At 62.7% G+C, this 18,436-nt stretch carries 18 protein-coding genes and 1 pseudogene; 9 read left to right on the top strand and 10 right to left on the bottom strand.

The features are described from left to right. Positions 1–55 precede the first annotated feature (55 nt). Positions 56–1,052 (top strand): annotated as a pseudogene (locus EOB80_RS15820) (aldo/keto reductase). Between the two features lie 111 nt (positions 1,053–1,163). Here EOB80_RS15820 and EOB80_RS15815 read toward each other — a convergent pair. Next, complete coding sequence (locus EOB80_RS15815) at positions 1,164–1,766, bottom strand: nucleotidyltransferase family protein (RefSeq protein ID WP_127328544.1); 603 nt, start codon at positions 1,764–1,766, stop codon at positions 1,164–1,166. Positions 1,767–2,281: 515 nt separating this feature from the next. Here EOB80_RS15815 and EOB80_RS15810 point away from each other — a divergent pair. Continuing rightward, entirely contained in the window at positions 2,282–4,519 is a 2,238-nt protein-coding gene (locus EOB80_RS15810; protein ID WP_127328543.1) for an autotransporter domain-containing protein, read from the top strand. 78 nt (positions 4,520–4,597) lie between these two features. Here EOB80_RS15810 and pheT read toward each other — a convergent pair whose 3' ends face one another. From pheT to infC, 8 genes are all read right to left on the bottom strand, one after another. Next, entirely contained in the window at positions 4,598–7,006 is a 2,409-nt protein-coding gene (pheT, locus tag EOB80_RS15805) for a phenylalanine--tRNA ligase subunit beta (protein WP_127328542.1), read from the bottom strand. Beyond that, positions 7,003–7,425, bottom strand: a complete 423-nt coding sequence (locus EOB80_RS15800) for a GFA family protein (RefSeq protein ID WP_127328541.1) — start codon at positions 7,423–7,425, stop codon at positions 7,003–7,005. Before EOB80_RS15800 ends, pheT begins: the two co-directional genes overlap by 4 nt. Further along, positions 7,422–8,519 (bottom strand): phenylalanine--tRNA ligase subunit alpha, encoded by a 1,098-nt coding sequence (pheS, locus tag EOB80_RS15795; RefSeq protein ID WP_127266805.1) that lies wholly within the window; start codon positions 8,517–8,519, stop codon positions 7,422–7,424. The genes EOB80_RS15800 and pheS overlap by 4 nt, the downstream gene beginning before the upstream one ends. A 141-nt stretch (positions 8,520–8,660) precedes the next feature. Beyond that, on the bottom strand, positions 8,661–9,062 hold the full coding sequence (gene rplT / locus EOB80_RS15790) for a 50S ribosomal protein L20 (protein ID WP_013528310.1): 402 nt from the start codon (positions 9,060–9,062) through the stop codon (positions 8,661–8,663). Between the two features lie 93 nt (positions 9,063–9,155). Further along, positions 9,156–9,359 (bottom strand): 50S ribosomal protein L35, encoded by a 204-nt coding sequence (gene rpmI, locus EOB80_RS15785; RefSeq protein WP_006201248.1) that lies wholly within the window; start codon positions 9,357–9,359, stop codon positions 9,156–9,158. A 182-nt stretch (positions 9,360–9,541) separates the two neighbouring features. Then, complete coding sequence (locus tag EOB80_RS15780; RefSeq protein ID WP_027039944.1) at positions 9,542–10,186, bottom strand: isoprenylcysteine carboxylmethyltransferase family protein; 645 nt, start codon at positions 10,184–10,186, stop codon at positions 9,542–9,544. Between the two features lie 142 nt (positions 10,187–10,328). After that, complete coding sequence (locus EOB80_RS15775) at positions 10,329–10,955, bottom strand: isoprenylcysteine carboxylmethyltransferase family protein (protein WP_127319107.1); 627 nt, start codon at positions 10,953–10,955, stop codon at positions 10,329–10,331. A 128-nt stretch (positions 10,956–11,083) separates the two neighbouring features. Continuing rightward, positions 11,084–11,620 carry a translation initiation factor IF-3 gene (infC, locus tag EOB80_RS15770; protein WP_013528312.1) on the bottom strand — a complete coding sequence of 179 codons (537 nt, stop codon included), beginning with the start codon at positions 11,618–11,620 and terminating at the stop codon, positions 11,084–11,086. A 205-nt stretch (positions 11,621–11,825) separates the two neighbouring features. Between infC and EOB80_RS15765 the strand changes: the two genes are divergently transcribed. The 4 genes from EOB80_RS15765 (at position 11,826) to EOB80_RS15750 (ending at position 15,197) form a co-directional block, all read left to right on the top strand. Continuing rightward, on the top strand, positions 11,826–12,596 hold the full coding sequence (locus EOB80_RS15765) for an alpha/beta hydrolase (RefSeq protein WP_127328540.1): 771 nt from the start codon (positions 11,826–11,828) through the stop codon (positions 12,594–12,596). Next, positions 12,596–13,738, top strand: coding sequence for a benzoate/H(+) symporter BenE family transporter (locus EOB80_RS15760; RefSeq protein WP_127328539.1), 1,143 nt, complete (start codon positions 12,596–12,598; stop codon positions 13,736–13,738). The genes EOB80_RS15765 and EOB80_RS15760 overlap by 1 nt, the downstream gene beginning before the upstream one ends. 118 nt (positions 13,739–13,856) lie before the next feature. Next, the gene (locus EOB80_RS15755) at positions 13,857–14,339 is read left to right on the top strand and encodes a DUF2852 domain-containing protein (RefSeq protein ID WP_127266800.1); all 483 of its coding nucleotides are present in this window, start codon (positions 13,857–13,859) and stop codon (positions 14,337–14,339) included. A gap of 99 nt (positions 14,340–14,438) precedes the next feature. After that, positions 14,439–15,197: a M48 family metallopeptidase gene (locus EOB80_RS15750; protein ID WP_013528316.1), complete on the top strand. Its 759-nt coding sequence runs from the start codon at positions 14,439–14,441 to the stop codon at positions 15,195–15,197. 5 nt (positions 15,198–15,202) lie between these two features. On the opposite strand, the gene EOB80_RS15745 is transcribed toward EOB80_RS15750, so the two are convergent. Beyond that, positions 15,203–15,421, bottom strand: coding sequence for a hypothetical protein (locus EOB80_RS15745; RefSeq protein ID WP_027039950.1), 219 nt, complete (start codon positions 15,419–15,421; stop codon positions 15,203–15,205). A 112-nt stretch (positions 15,422–15,533) separates the two neighbouring features. Between EOB80_RS15745 and EOB80_RS15740 the strand changes: the two genes are divergently transcribed. The 3 genes from EOB80_RS15740 (at position 15,534) to trpA (ending at position 18,409) form a co-directional block, all read left to right on the top strand. Next, positions 15,534–16,193, top strand: a complete 660-nt coding sequence (locus EOB80_RS15740; RefSeq protein ID WP_127328538.1) for a phosphoribosylanthranilate isomerase — start codon at positions 15,534–15,536, stop codon at positions 16,191–16,193. A gap of 92 nt (positions 16,194–16,285) precedes the next feature. Further along, positions 16,286–17,506, top strand: coding sequence for a tryptophan synthase subunit beta (gene trpB, locus EOB80_RS15735; RefSeq protein WP_127328537.1), 1,221 nt, complete (start codon positions 16,286–16,288; stop codon positions 17,504–17,506). Between the two features lie 63 nt (positions 17,507–17,569). Further along, positions 17,570–18,409: a tryptophan synthase subunit alpha gene (gene trpA, locus EOB80_RS15730; protein WP_127328536.1), complete on the top strand. Its 840-nt coding sequence runs from the start codon at positions 17,570–17,572 to the stop codon at positions 18,407–18,409. The last annotated feature ends 27 nt before the right edge of the window (positions 18,410–18,436 follow it).

Below are 18,436 nucleotides of genomic sequence, written 5' to 3'. Positions count from 1 at the left end.
TATCGAACACAAGGCAAGGCGCTATTTCTCCCACATCGCAACAAGGAGACGCGTTATGCAAACCCGCAAGCTAGGAACTGAATTGAACGTCTACCCCGTCGGCCTCGGCTGCATGGGCATGAGCTTCGCCTATGGCGGCCAAGCGGAAGCCGATGCGATCGCCACGCTGCACCGCGCCGTCGACATCGGCGTCAATTTCTTCGACACGGCGGAAGTCTATGGCCCCTTCGAGAACGAGATCCTGCTCGGCAAGGCGCTGAAGCCGGTGCGTGACAAGGTGACGATCGCGACAAAATTCGGCTTCCGGATTCTGGAGGAAGGTACAGGCCTCGACCGCATGGCGGGCGTCGACAGCCGCCCCGAGCACGTCAAAGCGGTCGCCGAGGCCTCGCTGAAACGGCTGGGCACCGATGTGATCGACCTCTACTACCAGCACCGTGTCGACCCCAACGTGCCAATCGAGGATACGGTCGGCGCCATGGCCGAACTGGTGCGCGAGGGCAAGGTGCGCGCGCTTGGCCTGTCCGAGGCGAGTGCCGCGACCATTCGCCGGGCCCATGCCGTGCATCCGATATCGGCCGTGCAGAGCGAATATTCGCTGTGGAGCCGCGACCCGGAAGACGAGGTGTTCGCCGTCTGCCGCGAGCTCGGCATCGGCTTCGTTCCCTATAGCCCGCTCGGCCGTGGGCTGCTGACCGGCACGATCGCCAAGCCCGAGGCCTTGAGCGACGGCGACTGGCGCCGGACCTTGCCGCGCTTCCAGGCCGAGGCGATGGAAGCCAACGCCGCTGTCATCGCCACCTTGGAAAAGCTGGCTGTTAAAAAAGGGCGTGACCTCGGCACAGCTGGCGCTGGCCTGGGTGCTGCACCAGGGCGATTTCATCGTACCGATCCCCGGCGCGCGCAAGATACGCCATCTGGAGCAGAACACGGCGGCGGCGGACATCGCGCTAAGCGCGGCCGAGGTGCAGGCTATTGGTGACGCGCTGTCGCCCAACAAGGTTATGGGCAAGCGCTATACTGAGGAGTTGCTGGCGCTGGTGAATGGGTAAAAACTGCGAGTAAGCGAAAGGGGCGCCGGGCGCCCCTTTTTCGTACGCAGCGCGGTGCAAAAGGTGAGAGACGCTGGCGTGAAGCGCCCCCCTCTGCCCTGCCGACATTTCCTACCAAGGCACGACAGTGATCTCCGGCCAATACTCCTGGGCGCGTCTGCCCTTCGCCTCATGCGTCTTCTGATTGTCCATCACCCGGTTCGGTGTGATGCGGAACGAAAAAACATCATCCAGCCCGAACGGCGCCACCAACACCAGCTGCCCGTCAGCATCGTATCGAACCCCGACTGCGTGCGTCTTCGACGCGAAATAGCAGACGGGATCGCTGGCGTTCGAATAGTGCGGGCAAGGCCGCCCGAACTTCTGCGGATACCAAAGATGCACCCGCGCCTGATTGCGCACCTCGACCGGCAGCGGCAGTCCTTCGAAATGCTTCTCCGCGCGGCGAATAACGGCGTCCTCGGCCTCGTAGGAGAGGTCGCTGTCATCGAAGTAGAACAGGTCGACATCCCTGATGCCATACCCCGAAGGCTTGCCGGTCAGATGGTTCCAAACACTGTTGTAGAGCGCGCCGGAAACCACCAGCCAGTCCGGCAGGTCGAGCGTGCGAGCCCGCGCCAGCGCGTCGCGTAACAGCGGGTCGGCAAGCACGATGGCGAGAAATGCCGCGCGCTGCTCTTCAAGAGGAAGGCCCGAATAGCAGAGAGGATCCATCGCCCTTTGGAGAGCGATTCGGCAAGTATCCGCAATGCTTCGCCCATAGCGCCACCAAAGATGTGGCCAGATTGCAACGTGACCGGACCATGATGCTCGGCCTGGCCCTAAAACAGCCCCACCCTCGTCATCTGACGACTATGCGCGTCTGCCCATCTGCCGGCATGGACGATTGCTATTGGAATTTTCCACACCGGCTGGAGTAGCCTGGGCATGCAGATATCGTCGGTTTGGCCAGCAGCATCGTCGAGAGGACCGATCGACAGGGCAAAATTGACTGCGAAGTGGTTCTGGATTGCCGCGACCTTCTGCGTTCTGATCGCAGCCTCGCTCAATGCAAGTGCTGCGGCGGAGCCGATCGTGATTTCCCCGGCCACGCTGCCGGATGGGAGAGTTGGTGAGCACTATGATCGGACGCTGATGGCTTCAGCCGGAGCTGGCGGGCCATACACGTTCGCGCTCACTTCGGGGGTCACGCCGGTCTCCTTCAGCAGCGGCGGGTCCTCTCCGGGGCAGTGATAGCCGCCCCCGGCACCTATAATTTCAGAGTCCTGGCGACAGATCAGGTCGGCAACACCGGCACACGCGACTACACGATTGTGATCGCGGACAACCCGGTCTTGATTTCGCCTGCTGCGTTGCCCGGCGGGCAGATTGGCCAGCCGTATAACCAGGCGCTGACGGCTTCGGGTGGCGCTGGCGGTCCCTACACGTTCTCGATCGTTTCGGGCTCCATGCCCGTCGCCTTCAGCAGTGCCGGCGTCCTCTCAGGGCCAGTGATAGCCGCCCCCGGCGTCTACAGTTTCAGGGTCCGGGCGACAGACCTTGTCGGGAACAGCGGCGAACACGACTACACCATCGTGATCGCGGACAACCCGGTCGTCATTTCACCAGCTGCCTTGCCCGGCGCGCAGATTGGCCAGCCCTATAGCCAGGCGCTGACGGCTTCGGGTGGTGCTGGCGGCCCCTTTACGTTCTCGATCGTTTCGGGCTCCATGCCCGTCGCCTTCAGCAGTGCCGGCGTCCTCTCCGGGCCGGTCATAGCGCCCCCCGGCGTCTACAGTTTCAGGATTCGGGCGACGGACCATGTCGGCAACAACGGCGAACGCGACTACACGCTTGCGATCACCACTGGCCTGCCCATCGTAATTTCACCGGCAGCTTTGCCCAATGGCCGGGTTGGGCAGCCCTATAGCCAGATGCTGACCGCAACCGGCGGTGTGGGCGCGCCTTACACGTTTCAGCGGATCATCGGAAATCTGCCCGAAGGCGTTTCGCTCGCAACCGATGGCACACTCGGCGGCACGCCGACCGAGAGCGGATCATTTGCCTTTGCCGTCGATGTGTTCGACACCTCCGAGAACAGGGCAAGACGCGAGTATACGCTGGACATCGCTGCGGCGCCCCGACCGACGGCGCCGTCACTGACCATGACGATCGTTGCCGGCATGTCAGCTTCGCTGCCGTTGACACCGGGTGCTACCGGCGAACCATTCAGCGCCGCGGCGATCATGTCCAGCGCCCCCGCCGAGGGCGGCACGGCGACGCTGTCCGGCGCGCCCAACTACCTACTGACCTTCGCGTCCTCGCCGGTGTTTTCAGGCACCGTCATCGTAACGTACACACTGACCGGCCCCGGCGGCGTTTCCGATCCGGCCACGGTGACCATCACCGTCACCACGCGGCCGGACCCATCCGACGATCCGGAGGTCGCCGGGCTGCTCAATGCCCAGGCGCAAGCGGTGCAGCAATTCGCCGCCGGGCAGACAGACAATATCAACCATCGCATGGGCGCTTTGCGAAGCGAGGCGTGCCGCAAGGCCTTTGCGAATGGGCTCGAACTGTCTGGCCAAGGCGCCGATGGCAATGCCGCCAGCGTCGACTTTCCAGACGGATCCGATTGTGGGGGCGACGCGGCAAAGCTGGGCTTCGGCTTGTGGGCCGGCGGCCACATCGATCTCGGCCATAGTTCGCCTGACGATAGCGCGGAGCGGGACTCCGTTTCGATCAACATGACCACCGGCATCGACTACCGTTTCAACGACCGTTTCGTCGCAGGTCTGGCCGTCGGCTACTCCAGCGACGACAGCGACATTGGCGGCAATGGCACCGAGAGTTCCGGCGAGGCCTACAGCGCGACGCTCTATGCAAGCTATCGCCCGGCCGAAAACCTGTTTCTCGATGCCCTGGCCGGCTACGGTTCGTTCAGCTTCGATTCGAAGCGCTTCGTCACAAGTGTTGGCGGCTTTGCCGACGGTCAGCGTGACGGCGACCAGATTTTCGGCTCGCTGACTGCCGGTTTCGATCATCGCGTCGGCGGGCTGCGACTCACTCCGTTCGCCAGGTTGACGGCATCCTCTTCGAGCCTCGACGCGTTTACCGAAACCGGAGCAGGCATCTATTCGCTGAGCTTCGGCAAGCAGAGCGTCGACAGCTTCGGCGGCACGCTTGGCCTTGCCGGCGGCTATGACATGCCGGTGGCCCTCGGCGTCTTCACACCACGCTTCCGGTTTGAATACACTCACGAATTCTCCGGCTCGAGCGGCGTCGATATCCGCTACGCGGATAGTCCGGATGGCCTTGTCTATGGCTTCCAGACGCAGCCTTTGGCGAGTGACCAGGTGATGATCGGCCTGGGCGCCGATCTGCTGCTGCACCAAGGGTTATCCATCGGGCTCGATTATCGCGGCACAATCGGCTTTCAAGACAGCTACAGCCATGCCTTTGGCCTGAGGGTCGGCGGCGGGTTCTGACCATTGCGGCAACGGCTGCTCATCCGTCCCGTGGACGGATGAGCAGCCCCATCGCTAACAGTTCAGTCGCCTTGGGCGCTACGTCCTCAGAACGCCACCGGTCTGCTTGCCGACATTCTCGACGATACGCTTGGCCAGTGCCTCGAAATCCTCATCGGTCAGTGTCTTTTCAACCGGCTGGATCGACACTTCGATGGCGACCGATTTCTTGCCCTCGCCCAGCGAAGCGCCTTCGAAGATGTCGAAGACCGAGACGGCGGTGATGAGCTTCTTGTCGGCGGCGAGCGCCGCGCGCACCAGCGTGCCGGCCTCGACCGTTTTGTCGACGACGAAAGCAAAGTCGCGCTTGACCGCCTGGAAGGGGGACAGTTCCAGTTTCGGCTTGGTTTTCGTCGGCTTGGCCTTCGGTTCGGGCACGGCATCGACGAAGACTTCGAAGCCGCACAGTGGCCCGGAAACATCAAGGCCTTCCAGCGTCTTCGGGTGGAATTCGCCGAAGGTGCCGAGCACGGTTTTCGGACCGAGCTTGATCGTGCCGGAACGGCCGGGATGATACCAGGCCGAGCCGCCGGCCTCGATCTGCAGCCGGTCGACAGGCGCACCGCAGGCTTCCAGTGCGGCGATCGCGTCGGCCTTGGCGTCGAACACGCCGACCGCACCCGAATTGCCGGCCCAGTTGCGGCCTGAGCCGTCGAGCTTGGCGGTGCCGCGGCGCACGCCGGCGGCCACGCGCCGCTGCTGGTCGGCGCCGTCGCCCTCATAGGTGCCCGAGACTTCGAACAGCGCCACGTCGCCGATGCCCTTGTCGGCATTGCGCTGGGCAGCAGCAATCAGGCCCGGCAGCAGCGACGGCCGCATGTCGGACATGTCGGCGGCGATCGGGTTGGCGAGCTTCAGCGCGGTCTGGCCACCGCCGAACAGTTCGGCATGTTTGGCCGGGATGAACGACCAGGTGACGGCCTCCATCATGCCGCGCACGGCGAGCGCTCGCTTGGCGGTGCGGGTTCGGACCTGCAGCGTGGTGAGGATCCTGGCGTTGACCGCGTCATGCGCGCCGAGCGGCTGCGGTGCGATGTTGTCGACGCCGTGGATGCGCATGACCTCCTCGACCAGGTCTGCCTTGCCATCGACGTCGGGGCGCCAGGACGGCACGGCGACATCGACGACATCGCCCGAGCCCTCCGGCTTGAAGCCGAGGCGCGACAGGATGTCGAGGCTTTCCGCGCTGGGAACCTCGATGCCGGTCAGCCGCTTCACTTCCGAAAGAGGGAAGGAAACGATCTTCGGCTGATAGCCGGCATAGCCGACGACTTCCATTTCGGTCGGCGTGCCGCCGCAGAAATCGAGCACCAGTTTGGTCGCCAGTTCGACGCCGGGAACCATGAATTCGGGGTCCACGCCGCGCTCGAAGCGATAGCGGGCGTCAGTGATGATGCCGAGCGTGCGGCCGGTGCGCGCCGTGGTGATCGGATCCCAAAGGGCGGATTCGATCAGCACATCTGATGTGTTCTCGTCGCAGCCCGAATGCTCGCCGCCCATGATGCCGGCGATGGACTCGACGCCGTTGTCATCCGCGATGACGCACATTTCCGGCGTCAGCGTGTATTCGCGGCCATCGAGCGCCTGCACCTTTTCACCATCGCGCGCGCGGCGCACGACGAGATTGCCGGCAACCTTGCTGGCGTCGAACACATGCAGCGGGCGGCCGCGGTCGAAGGTGACGTAATTGGTGATGTCGACCAGCGCGCTGATCGGCCTCAGGCCGATGGCGATCAGCCGCTGCTGCAGCCATTTTGGCGACGGCCCATTCTTGACGCCCTTGACCAGCCTGAGCGCGAAGCCGGGACAGAGCTCCGGCGCTTCGATCGTTACCTTGACCGGACACATGCCGTTGCCGACATGCGGCATGATGGCGCCGCCGACGAGGCGGCCAAGCCCGCTCGCCGCCAGATCCCTGGCGATGCCGTAGACGCTGGTCGCATCCGGCCGGTTCGGCGTCAAATTGATCTCGATGACCGGATCGTCGATGTGCGCATAGGCAGCGAAGCTGGTGCCGACAGGCGCATCCTCAGGCAGGTCGATGATGCCGTTGTGCTCGTCGGACAGTTCCAGCTCGCGCTCGGAACACATCATTCCATGGCTTTCGACCCCCCTGATCTTGCCGACGGCCAGCGTCACGTCGATGCCGGGCACATAGGTGCCGGGCGCGGCAAAGGCGCCGATCAGGCCGGCGCGGGCGTTTGGCGCGCCGCAGACGACCTGCACGGGTGGCTTGCCGTTGCCCGTATCGACGGTCAGCACGCGCAGCCGGTCGGCATCGGGGTGCTGCACCGCCGTCAACACCCTGGCTATGACGAAGGGTTTCAGGCTCGACTTGTCGTCGACATGCTCGACTTCGAGGCCGATCGAGGTCAGTCGCTCGACGATCTCGTCGAGCGTGGCGTCGGTCTCTAGGTGGTCCTTGAGCCAGGAGAGGGTGAATTTCATGGGACTGTTCCGTCTGGTCTTTTGACGCTTGTTTTCAGATGTCTCGGCAGGTCGTCGGATATATGCAGGAAGGCAAGCTGTTCGCTGACATAGGCATGCTGCGTCGGCTCAAAATCGGCCGGCATGTCCATGGTGCCGAGCATGAAGTAGATGTCGTCCTCCAGCCGCTCGTCGACATAGGCGATGGGTGAGCCGCAAGTGCCGCAGAACGAGCGCGTCACCGGGCCGTTCTCATACATCTTCAGCGCCTTGCCGGTGAACGCGACCTGATCGACCAGGAAGCCGACAAAGGCCGACACCGGCGCGCCGCTGGCCCGCCGGCAATCGCCGCAATGGCAATAGCTGACGTGATGCGGTTCGACTGATGCCTCGAACCGCACGGCGCCGCAGCGGCAGCCGCCGGCATAGGGCGCTGTCATGCGCTCAGGCCTCCGAACAGCGTCGGCATGTCGAGCGGCCTGAACCCGTAATGTGACAGCCAGCGCACGTCGGCATCGAAGAAGGCGCGCAGGTCCGGCATGCCGTATTTCAGCATGGCGATGCGGTCTATGCCCATCCCCCAGGCAAAGCCCTGATATTCGTCCGGATCGAGCCCGCCATGGCGCAGCACGTTGGGATGAACCATGCCGCAGCCGAGGATCTCCATCCAGTCGGAGCCTTCGCCGAAGCGCACTTCGCCGGGCCTGGAGCGGTCGCACTGGATGTCGACCTCGAGGCTTGGCTCGGTGAACGGGAAGAAGGACGGCCGGAAGCGCATCTTGACCTGCGGCACCTCGAAGAAGGCCTTGCAGAACTCCTCCAGCACCCACTTCATGTTGGCGACGTTCGCCGTCTTGTCGATCACCAGCCCCTCGACCTGATGGAACATCGGCGAATGGGTGGCGTCCGAATCCTGGCGATAGGTCTTGCCCGGAATGACGATGCGGATCGGCGGCTTCTTCGTCTCCATGGTGCGGATCTGCACCGGCGAAGTGTGGGTGCGCAGAAGCTTGCGCTCGCCCTTCTCGTCCGGCTGGAAGAAGAAGGTGTCGTGCATCTCGCGCGCCGGATGGCCTTCTGGGAAATTCAGCGCGGTGAAATTGTAGTAATCGGTCTCGATATCGGGACCTTCGGCGATGGAAAATCCGAGGTCGCCGAAGATCGCCGCAATCTCGTCGATGACCTGGCTGATCGGGTGTATACGGCCGCGCTCAGCCGGCGACTGCCGCACCGGCAGCGTCACATCGACCTTTTCGGCGGCGAGGCGCACGGTGATCGCCACATCTTTCAACTCGGCCTTGCGGGCAGTCAGCGCGTCGGTGACGCGGTTCTTGAGGCCGTTGATGGCGGGGCCTTTGACCTGACGCTCCTCGGCGGTCATCGCGCCAAGTGTCTTCAGCATCTCGGACACGGCGCCCTTCTTGCCGAAAGCAGCGATGCGCACGGCCTCGATGGCCGGCTCATCGGCGGCCGAGGCGATTTCGGCCAGAAGTGAGTTTTCAAGCGTATCCAGGCCAGTGGTTGCGTCGTTCACGGTCAAAACTCGCTACGTTGGAAATCAGCTCTAAGTGAAAGTCACTTTTAAGTTGAAGTTCAGGCAAAAGAAAAACCCGCGCCAGCCGTGCCAGCGCGGGTTCCCCAAATCAGAATTGCGAATGCTTGGGAAGCGCTGGTCTTAGGCGACAGCGCTTTCAAAAGCGTTCGGCGTGGTGTTCTTCAGATATTCGAGCGCCACCTTGGCCTTGGCGACCAGGGCTGCGAAAGCCTGCGGCTCATGGATGGCCATGTCCGACAGGATCTTGCGATCGATCTCGATGCCCGACTTGTTGAGGCCGTCGATGAAACGGCCATAGGTCAGGCCATGCTCGTGCGTCGCGGCGTTGATGCGCTGGATCCACAGCGCGCGGAACGAGCGCTTGCGGTTCTTGCGGTCGCGGTAAGCGTACTGCAGCGACTTTTCCACCGCCTGCTTGGCGATGCGGATGGTGTTCTTGCGGCGGCCGTAGAAGCCCTTGGCGGCTTTCAGGACCTTCTTGTGCTTGGCGTGCGAGGTGACGCCTCTTTTTACGCGTGCCATGTCATGATCTCCTTAAAAGCAATTCCAGGAAAAGTGCCTTGCGGTTTTCCGTTCGGAATTGCGTAAAACAAATGCGTGTCCGGACCGAATGCCTTAGAGGCCGTTCGGCAGAAAATTCTTGATGACCTTCTTGCCATCCGGTTCAGCCAGAACCATCGTGCCGCGGGCATTTCGAATGAACTTGTTGGAACGCTTGATCATGCCGTGACGCTTGCCGGCAGCAGCCGACAGGACTTTACCCGTACCTGTGATCTTGAACCGCTTCTTGGCGGCCGATTTGGTCTTCATCTTGGGCATTTTGCTACTCCGTATTGTTGGCGCACTATCGCGCTTCTTGTTCGCTTCGGGCCGACCAAAGCCCGAAAAGCAAATGAAACCGCCACGGCATGCCCTGCCGGGCGGTTTTCTTGAACGGCGGTCCTATACGTTAAAGACGGCCCGCGCGCAACACCTGTGGAGATGCGGCGCTGTGTCCTTGGTCAGGGCAGCGTGAACCAGACCGGCAACATGCCTGACAGCTGGGCTCCATCTATCAGTTCGAAGGCCGGCAGGGCGATGAGAAACACCAGGCCGTCGAGCAGCGTGGTCAGCAGCAGCCGAGGCTTGAAGCTGCCCGTATCGCCCTCCTGGTAGAGCGACAGTTTCGGGAAGAAGCGCGGCACCCTCGCCAGATACGCCTGGTACGGCGCGCCGAGCGCTTCCTTGAGGAACTTCTCCTCGCGCAGGATGACGATGTGGAAGGCCCCCGCGCACAAAAGCCCGAAGAGAATGATGCCGGAGAACGAGCCGATCTGGGCGCCGACGCCGGCCGCGGCCACGGTCGAGAACACATACAGTGGGTTGCGGGTGATCGAGTAAGGCCCGCCGGTCACCACCTCGGATGATTTGCGCCCGCCTATGTAGAGGGTCGCCCAAAGACGGCCCACGATGCCGAGGAAAATCAGCAGCACGCCGAACATTTCGATCGATTCGTGCACCGGTGTGTCGGGCGGAAACGTCGATTGACCAAATAGCAATGCTGCGAACAGCACGACCACGAGAACGGCAAGCACTATCCGGCGCATATGCTGGTAGTTGCCCAGCCCGTGTGCCTCGACGGGCGCAGACTTGATTTCATTGACCATGGCGGAATCCGATCGTCGAAAAACTTGCCGGCGATCGCAGCTTCTGGCCAAGGAAACAGGCCCCCGCCGATCGTTGGGATGACTTGCAGGATAATTCAGGCGGATTTAATGCATGTCGCCTCTTTTGACTGCCTATCGCCGCTCAATACAGCCAGAAGAGGACGGGAATCACACCGCTTTCCTGTCCGGACTCGATGAGTTCGAAAAACGGTATGGAAACCAGAAACATCAAGCCGTCGCGCAGCGTGTGATTGAAGATGCGCGGTGTGAAGGTGACCTCGGCCTGATCGCGATAAAGCCGGGGATTGGGAAAAAACCGCGGCACCCGTGCGACGTAGTCCTTGTACGGCGCCCCGAGCACGGTCGTCAAATGCCGTTCCTCGCGCAGCGTGACGATGTGGAACGCGGCCGCGCACAAAACCGCCGACGCTACCGCTACGATCGCGCTGCCGGTCTGGGTGCCGATGCCGACGGCAGCTATGGTGGAGAAAAAATACAGCGGGTTGCGCATCACCGAATACGGGCCGGTTGTAACCACTTCGGCCGACTTGCGGCCGCCGATATAGAGGATCGACCAGAGCCGGCCGCCGATCCCGATCAGTATCAGGGCGATCCCGTGCGCCTCTATGCGTTCGTGGGTTAGTTCATCGTGCGGGGAGCCGCCGAAGATCAGCAAAGCGCAAAAAGCACCGATTAGCAGCGCCAGCAGGACCCGCCGGCGCCGCTGATAGCGACCCATTTCACTTGTAGAACGTGCCGCAGCGGTCATAGGAGAATCCTTTCGCCGCGAGGACCGGCAACCAGAATCCTTGTCGATGCAACTTGCGGAGAAATCATGGCGAAGACAAAACAAACAAAAGGCCGCCGAAGCGGCCTTTGCTTTTGACGGGGATCGCTCTAGCGCGGCGACAGCACCATCATCATCTGGCGGCCTTCGAGCTTCGGTTCCGCCTCGACCTTGGCGATCGTCGCCACTTCCTCGCGGACCTTGTTCAGAAGCTGCATGCCGAGTTCCATATGCGCCATCTCGCGGCCACGGAAGCGCAGCGTCAGCTTGACCTTGTCGCCTTCCTCGAAGAAGCGGCGAACCGCCTTCATCTTGGTCTCGTAGTCATGGCTGTCGATGTTCGGGCGCATCTTGATCTCCTTGATCTCGATGACCTTCTGGTTCTTGCGCGCCTCGGCCGCCTTCTTCTGGTTGGCGTATTTCAGTTTGCCGAGATCGAGTATCTTGACGACGGGGGGCACCGCATTGGGCGATATCTCGACGAGATCGAGCCCAGCCTCTTCGGCGAGCAGCAATGCGTCGTTGATGGAAACATCGCCGCGGTTCTGGCCTTCGGCGTCGATAAGCTGGACCCGGGGAACCCGGATGTCACGGTTGGAGCGCGGGCCATCCTTGGTCGGCGCCGCTGCTTTGAAAGGTCTGCGAATGGTCGTGGTCTCCTTGGCCGTTTCGTTCAGGGTCTGTCAGTGTTGATGCATGGACGCGCCAATGTGGTGAGCGCGCGGGCGGAGTCAATAGCACAGCATTGACAGAAAATCACCCTGATCGCTGCTCTGCACCAAACAAAGAACATAGTGAGCACTTTTCGCCACGCCACCGGCCGTGTCACAAGACCGGCTTGAGGAAAAAGCCATGAACGCCACGCCCCCAACCTTTCTGGATGTCGACGGATCGCGCATCGCGGTGCGCCATACGTCAGGTGATAGGCCGGGCATCGTCTGGCTCGGCGGTTACAAGTCCGACATGCTGGGCACGAAGGCGCAGACGCTGTCGGACTGGGCGGCAAAAGAAGGCCGCGCCTTCCTACGCCATGATTATTCCGGCCATGGCGAATCCGGCGGCGCCTTTGCCGATGGCACGATTTCGACATGGCTTGCACAAAGCCTTGCCGTGTTCCGGCATTTCACCCGGGGCAGGCAGATCCTGGTCGGCTCCTCGATGGGCGCCTGGATCGCGCTACGCATGGTGCAGGAATTGCGCAAGGCTGATGACAGCAACGTCGCTGGCCTGGTGCTGCTGGCGCCGGCCCCGGATTTCACCGCCGAACTGGTCGAACCGGTGCTGACCAAGGCGCAGAAGCGCGATCTCGCCAAAAAAGGTTTCTTCGAAGAGCCGTCGGACTATTCCACAGAACCCTACATCTACACCCGCGCGCTGATCGAGGACGGGCGCGACAACCGGGTTATGACAGGCCCGATCGACACCCATTGCCCTGTGCACATCCTGCAGGGCCTGGCCGATGCGGACGTGCCTGCAAGCCACGCACTGAAGCTGGTCAGCCTGCTGCCCGCGGACGACGTGACACTGTCACTGATCCCCGACGGCGACCATCGCCTGTCGCGACCGCAGGATCTCGACATGCTGGTGCGGGCCGTCGATGCGATGGCGCAGAGAGGAAACTGATGCGCCTTTCCATCCCGATATCCGCCTTCGTCGCGGCGATCGTCGGCTTCGGCGGCACGCTGGCCATCGTCATCGCAGCCGCCACCGCAGTCGGTGCGACGCAGATAGAGACGGCAAGCTGGGTGACGACGATCTGCCTGGCCATGGCGATCGAGAGCCTGTGGCTGTCATGGCGCACGAAGATGCCTGTCATCACCGCATGGTCGACGCCGGGCCTGGCGCTGATCGCGGCATCGAGCGGCTTTTCGATGAGCGAGGCCGTCGCCGCCTTCATCGTCACCGGCGTCCTTCTGGTCGCCACAGGGCTGTTTCGGCCCCTGACCAAGCTGATCTCGAGGATACCGCCCTCGGTCGCCTCGGGCATGTTGGCTGGTATCGTCGTCACCTTCGCGCTCAATGCGGTGAAGACCATTCCGATCGACCCATGGCTGATCCTGCCGCTGATCGCCGCCTTCTTCGTTATCAGGCTGTTCAACCCGGCGCTGTCGGTGCTGGCGGTGCTGATCGGTGGTGGTCTCGCCGCTTTCCTCACCGGCCGTGTCGGTGGCCTGCCGACACCGGAACTGTCGACGCTTACGCTGATTGCGCCTGACTTCACCACCAAGGCGGTGATCGGCCTGGCACTGCCGCTCTACCTCGTCACCATGGCGTCGCAAAACCTGTCCGGCCTCGCCGTGCTGCGCGCCGCCGGCTATCACCCGGAGCCCGGCCCGCTGATCGGCGTCACGGGCCTGTTTTCGCTGCTGTCGGCGCCGTTCGGCGGCTCGACGACCAATCTGGCGGCGATCTCGGCGGCGATCTGCACCGGACCGGACGTCCACCCCGATCCCGCCGAGCGCTGGAAGACCGGGCCGTTCTATGCGCTCGCCTATCTTATCTTTGCGATTTTCGGCGCTTCGCTGGTGGCGATCTTTGCGGTGCTGCCGCAGAGCCTGATCGTGCTGGTGGCAGGCCTGGCGCTGATGGCGTCGCTCGCCAACGCGCTGTCTATCGCGCTGAAGGAAGAGGCGGATCGCATGGCCGCCACCGTCACCTTTGTCGTCACCGCGTCGGGTCTGACGCTGTTCGGCGTTGGCGCCGCATTCTGGGGCCTGATTGCCGGGCTGGTCGTGCTTTTCCTCGATATGATCAAAAAGCGATAATCATTTCAGATGCTTGTCCGGATTTGGCGGACATTGTCTTGAATCGCCGTTTTTCTCTTCCCATTTCGATTCCACGCAGCCCGGATTTGGCTGTCTCCAACCGAAGGAATGGGAGAAAATGAACGCATCCGCATTGATCCGTCCGGCCTGGACGCCGGCAACCATCGCGTTGATGGTTGTAGGTTTCATGGTGTTCTGGCCACTCGGCTTCGCCATGCTCGCCTACATCATCTGGGGCGACCGCCTCGATGGCTTCAAGCGTGACGTCAACCGCGCGACCGACGGCATCTTCGCCGGCTGCCGCCGCGGTTCCGACAAGGCCGCGCGCTGGGGCAATGGCTCCGCCCGCACCGGCAACGTCGCTTTCGACGACTGGCGCGAAAAGGAACTTGAGCGGCTGAACGAAGAGCGCCGCAAGCTCGACGAGATGCTGACCCAGTTCGACGAGTATGCCCGCGAATTGCGCCGCGCCAAGGACCAGGACGAGTTCGACCGGTTCATGGCCAACCGCAACAAGTCGACGGCTCCGACGAAGACCGATCCAAGCACCGGAACGACGACCACCAAGCGTGGCAAGGGCTCGAACCTGCTTGACGACTGAGGCCAAGCGACTGGCCACATCGTGAAAAACGGCGTCGCGCGAGCGGCGCCGTTTCTTTTTTGTTCTAGTCGTTTTTCTCGAATCGCGTATCGTCCCGCCATGACTCTCGGCTTCTTTCGCAATCTGACAAAGCCCAAGCCCACGCCTGTCGTGGAGCGCGAATATTGCGTCGCCGGCCGCACGCTGCCGCTCAAGATCGTCGAGAGCGCCAGGGCGCGCCGAATGACGCTGCGCATCGATTCAGGCGGCCAGGGTCTACGCATCACCGTGCCTCCAGGCCTGCGCCGCGGCGAAGTGGACAGGTTCCTTGAGCGGCACCAGGACTGGCTGGAGCAGCGACTGGCCAAGGTGCCGACGCGGCCGCAGGTGCGGCCCGGCATCAGGATCCCGGTGCGCGGCGTGCCGCACCGCATCGTCCATGAACCATCAAAGCGCGGCACCGTCACCGTGTCGCGCGACGAACGTGGCCCGCTCTTGATCGTGCATGGCGACCGCATACATCTGCCGCGTCGCCTCGCCGATTTCCTCAAGCGCGAGGCCAAGAAGGAAATCGAGAAGCTGGTGGCCAAACACACCGAGGCGCTCGGCAAGCGCGCCAAGGCTATCCGCTTCAAGGACACATCAAGCCGCTGGGGGTCATGCACCTCCGAAGGCAATCTGTCCTTTTCCTGGCGCATCATGATGGCGCCGTCGCCGGTCATCAACTACCTCGTCGCGCATGAAGTGGCGCATCTCAAGGAGATGAACCACGGTCCGAAATTCTGGAAATTGTGCGAAAAGCTCTGCCCCGACACCGATCGCTGCAAGGACTGGCTGAAGCGCAATGGCGGTGCGCTGCAGGCGATCATGTTCGAGTAGATCGCTCAGTCGTCGTTGGCGGCGTTCAAGTCCTCAGGCCGTAGCCCCTCATCGCCATGATGCGGCCACGGCAGGAAATTGCCGTCGAATTCATCGCCGCCGAAATAGTCGAGCGCCCGGTGCGCCTCGGCGCCGTTGAAGGCGGCCTTGTCGATCAGGTGCGCGATGACCTCGCGCGCCTGCGCGATCTTCTGCCTGAGTTCGGCTACGGTTCTGTCTGTCATGATCATGCTCCCGCCTTGCGTCCTGTCCATTCATAGGTAGCGCCTTTGGCCGTGTCGGCAAACAGCATGCTTTTTCTCGACTCTTATCGCTTTTCATGCCAATTCCCGCGCCATGGCACTCGACATCAAGATCTGCGGCTTGAAGACCGACGCGGCAATGGCCGCGGCGCTGGCCGGCGGCGCCAGCCATGTCGGGTTTATCTTCTTCGCCAAAAGCCCACGCTATGTCGAACCCGCCGAGGCTGGCCGTCTGCGCGAGGCGGCGCGCGGCAAAGCGACGGCGGTTGCCGTCACCGTCGATGCCAGCGACACTTTCCTGGATGAAATCGTTGCCCAAATGCAGCCCGACATGCTGCAACTGCATGGCGCGGAAACGCCCGAGCGCGTGGCCGAGGTCAAAGCCCGTTATGGTTTGCCGGTGATGAAGGCGCTGCCGCTCAGCGAGGCTGCCGATCTCGAACGGATAAAGCCATTCATTGGCATATCAGACCGGTTCCTGTTCGACGCCAAGCCGCCGAAAGGCTCAGAACTGCCGGGCGGCAATGGTGTTGCCTTCGACTGGCGCATTCTTGTCGGCCTTGACGGCGGCGTCGATTACATGCTTTCCGGTGGGCTCAACGCCGCCAATATCGGCGATGCCCTTCGGCTTGCCGACCCGCCCGGAATAGACATTTCCTCAGGCGTGGAAAGCGCACCGGGCGTCAAGGATCCGGCGCTGATCGAACAGTTTTTCCGGGCCGTCAGGACCGCGCGGAACACCCGCGCAGCCTAGTAGTGCCTTAAACCAGAGCATGTCCCGGAAAAGTGGGAACCGGTTTTCCGACAAGGACATGCTTCCTAAGTCAAGATGCCAGGAGATCGGCGATGAACAAGCCGGCGACACCCAATTCCTTCCGCACCGGACCCGACGAACAAGGCATGTTCGGCATTTTCGGCGGTCGTTTCGTTGCCGAAACGCTGATGCCGTTGATCCTCGATCTGGAACGGCATTGGAACGAGGTCAAGAACGATCCGGATTTCAGGGCTGAATTGACGGACCTGTCGACCCATTATGCCGGGCGACCCTCGAAGCTCTATTTCGCCGGAGGCCTCACGAAGCATCTCGGCGGCGCAAAGGTCTATTTCAAGCGCGAGGATTTGAACCACACCGGTTCGCACAAGATCAACAACTGCCTCGGCCAGATCCTGCTGGCCAAGCGCATGGGCAAGAAGCGCATCATCGCCGAGACCGGCGCCGGCCAGCATGGCGTGGCATCGGCCACGGTCGCGGCCCGCTTCGGCTTTCCCTGCGTCGTCTATATGGGCGCCACCGACGTCGCCCGGCAAAGCCCCAACGTCTTCCGCATGAAGCTGCTGGGCGCCGAAGTGCGGCCGGTGACCGCTGGTCACGGCACGCTGAAGGACGCCATGAACGAGGCGTTGCGCGACTGGGTGACCAATGTCGAGGACACCTACTACCTGATCGGCACCGCCGCCGGCCCGCATCCCTATCCGGAGCTGGTGCGCGACTTCCAGTCGGTAATCGGCACCGAAGCGCGGGCGCAGATCCTCGAGCAGGAAGGCCGACTGCCGGACACCATCATCGCCGCCGTCGGCGGTGGTTCGAACGCCATCGGCCTGTTCCATCCCTTCCTCGACGACAAAGAGGTTCGCATCATCGGCATCGAGGCCGGCGGACGCGGCCTTGACGGCATCGAGCATTGCGCCTCGATGAATGCCGGCGCGCCGGGCGTGCTGCATGGCAACCGCACCTATCTCCTGCAGAACGCCGACGGACAGATCATGGACGGCCATTCTATCTCGGCCGGTCTCGATTATCCCGGCGTCGGCCCCGAGCATTCCTGGCTGCGCGATTCAGGCCGCGTCGAATACGTGCCGATCCTCGACGACGAGGCACTGGAGGCCTTCAAGCTGACGACGCGCGTCGAAGGCATCATCCCGGCGCTGGAATCCGCGCATGCCATTGCGCATGCGGTGAAGATCGTGCCTGCCATGGACAAGGACCAGATCGTCATCGTCAACCTGTCCGGCCGTGGCGACAAGGACGTGCATACGGTGGCCTCGATGCTGGGTATGGAGATCTAGGCCCCTTTGGACAGTTTCGATTTGGGAGTTGATTATGAGCAAAATTCGTCCAAAGGGCCAGACATGGTGACCCGCATCGACCGCCGCATGGCAAAACTGAAAGCCGAAGGCCGCCCGGCGCTCGTCACCTATTTCATGGGCGGCGACCCTGACTACGACACCTCCCTGTCGATCATGAAGGCACTGCCCGGCGCAGGCTCCGACATCATCGAGCTCGGCATGCCGTTCTCCGATCCGATGGCCGACGGCCCGGCGATCCAGGCGGCGGGCCTGCGGGCGCTGAAGGGCGGCCAGACGCTGGTCAAGACGCTGAAGATGGCGGCCGACTTCCGGACCAGTGACAATGAAACGCCGATCGTGCTGATGGGCTACTACAATCCGATCTACATCTATGGCGTCGACCGCTTCCTCAAGGACGCGATCGCCAGCGGCATTGACGGGCTGATCGTCGTCGACCTGCCGCCCGAGATGGACGAGGAACTGTGCATTCCGGCGCTCAAGGCCGGCATCAATTTCATCCGACTGGCGACACCGACGACCGACGACAAGCGCCTGCCGAAAGTGCTGCAGAACACGTCGGGCTTCGTCTACTATGTGTCGATGACCGGCATCACCGGCTCGGCGCTGGCCGACACCGGCAAGGTGGCGGCGGCGGTCAAGCGCATCAAGGGCCACACCGACCTGCCGGTCTGCGTCGGCTTCGGCGTCAAGACCGCCGAGCAGGCCCGGGTGATCGGCGCCAATGCCGACGGCGTCGTCGTCGGCACCGCGATCGTCAATGCGGTGGCCAATGTGCTGGGACCGAAGGGCGAGAAGACCGCCGACCCGGCCGAAGCCGTCGCCACGCTGGTCAGCGGCCTTGCGCAAGGCGTGCGCTCGGCCCGCCTTGCTGCTACCGAATAGTTCTCCTACCTCTTCCCAATCCTCGTC

The sequence above is a fragment of the Mesorhizobium sp. M7A.F.Ca.MR.245.00.0.0 genome (assembly GCF_003997415.1).
GTDB lineage: Bacteria > Pseudomonadota > Alphaproteobacteria > Rhizobiales > Rhizobiaceae > Mesorhizobium.
Note: the sequence above shows the minus strand (reverse complement) of the source record. Positions and strands in the feature narration are given on the sequence as shown.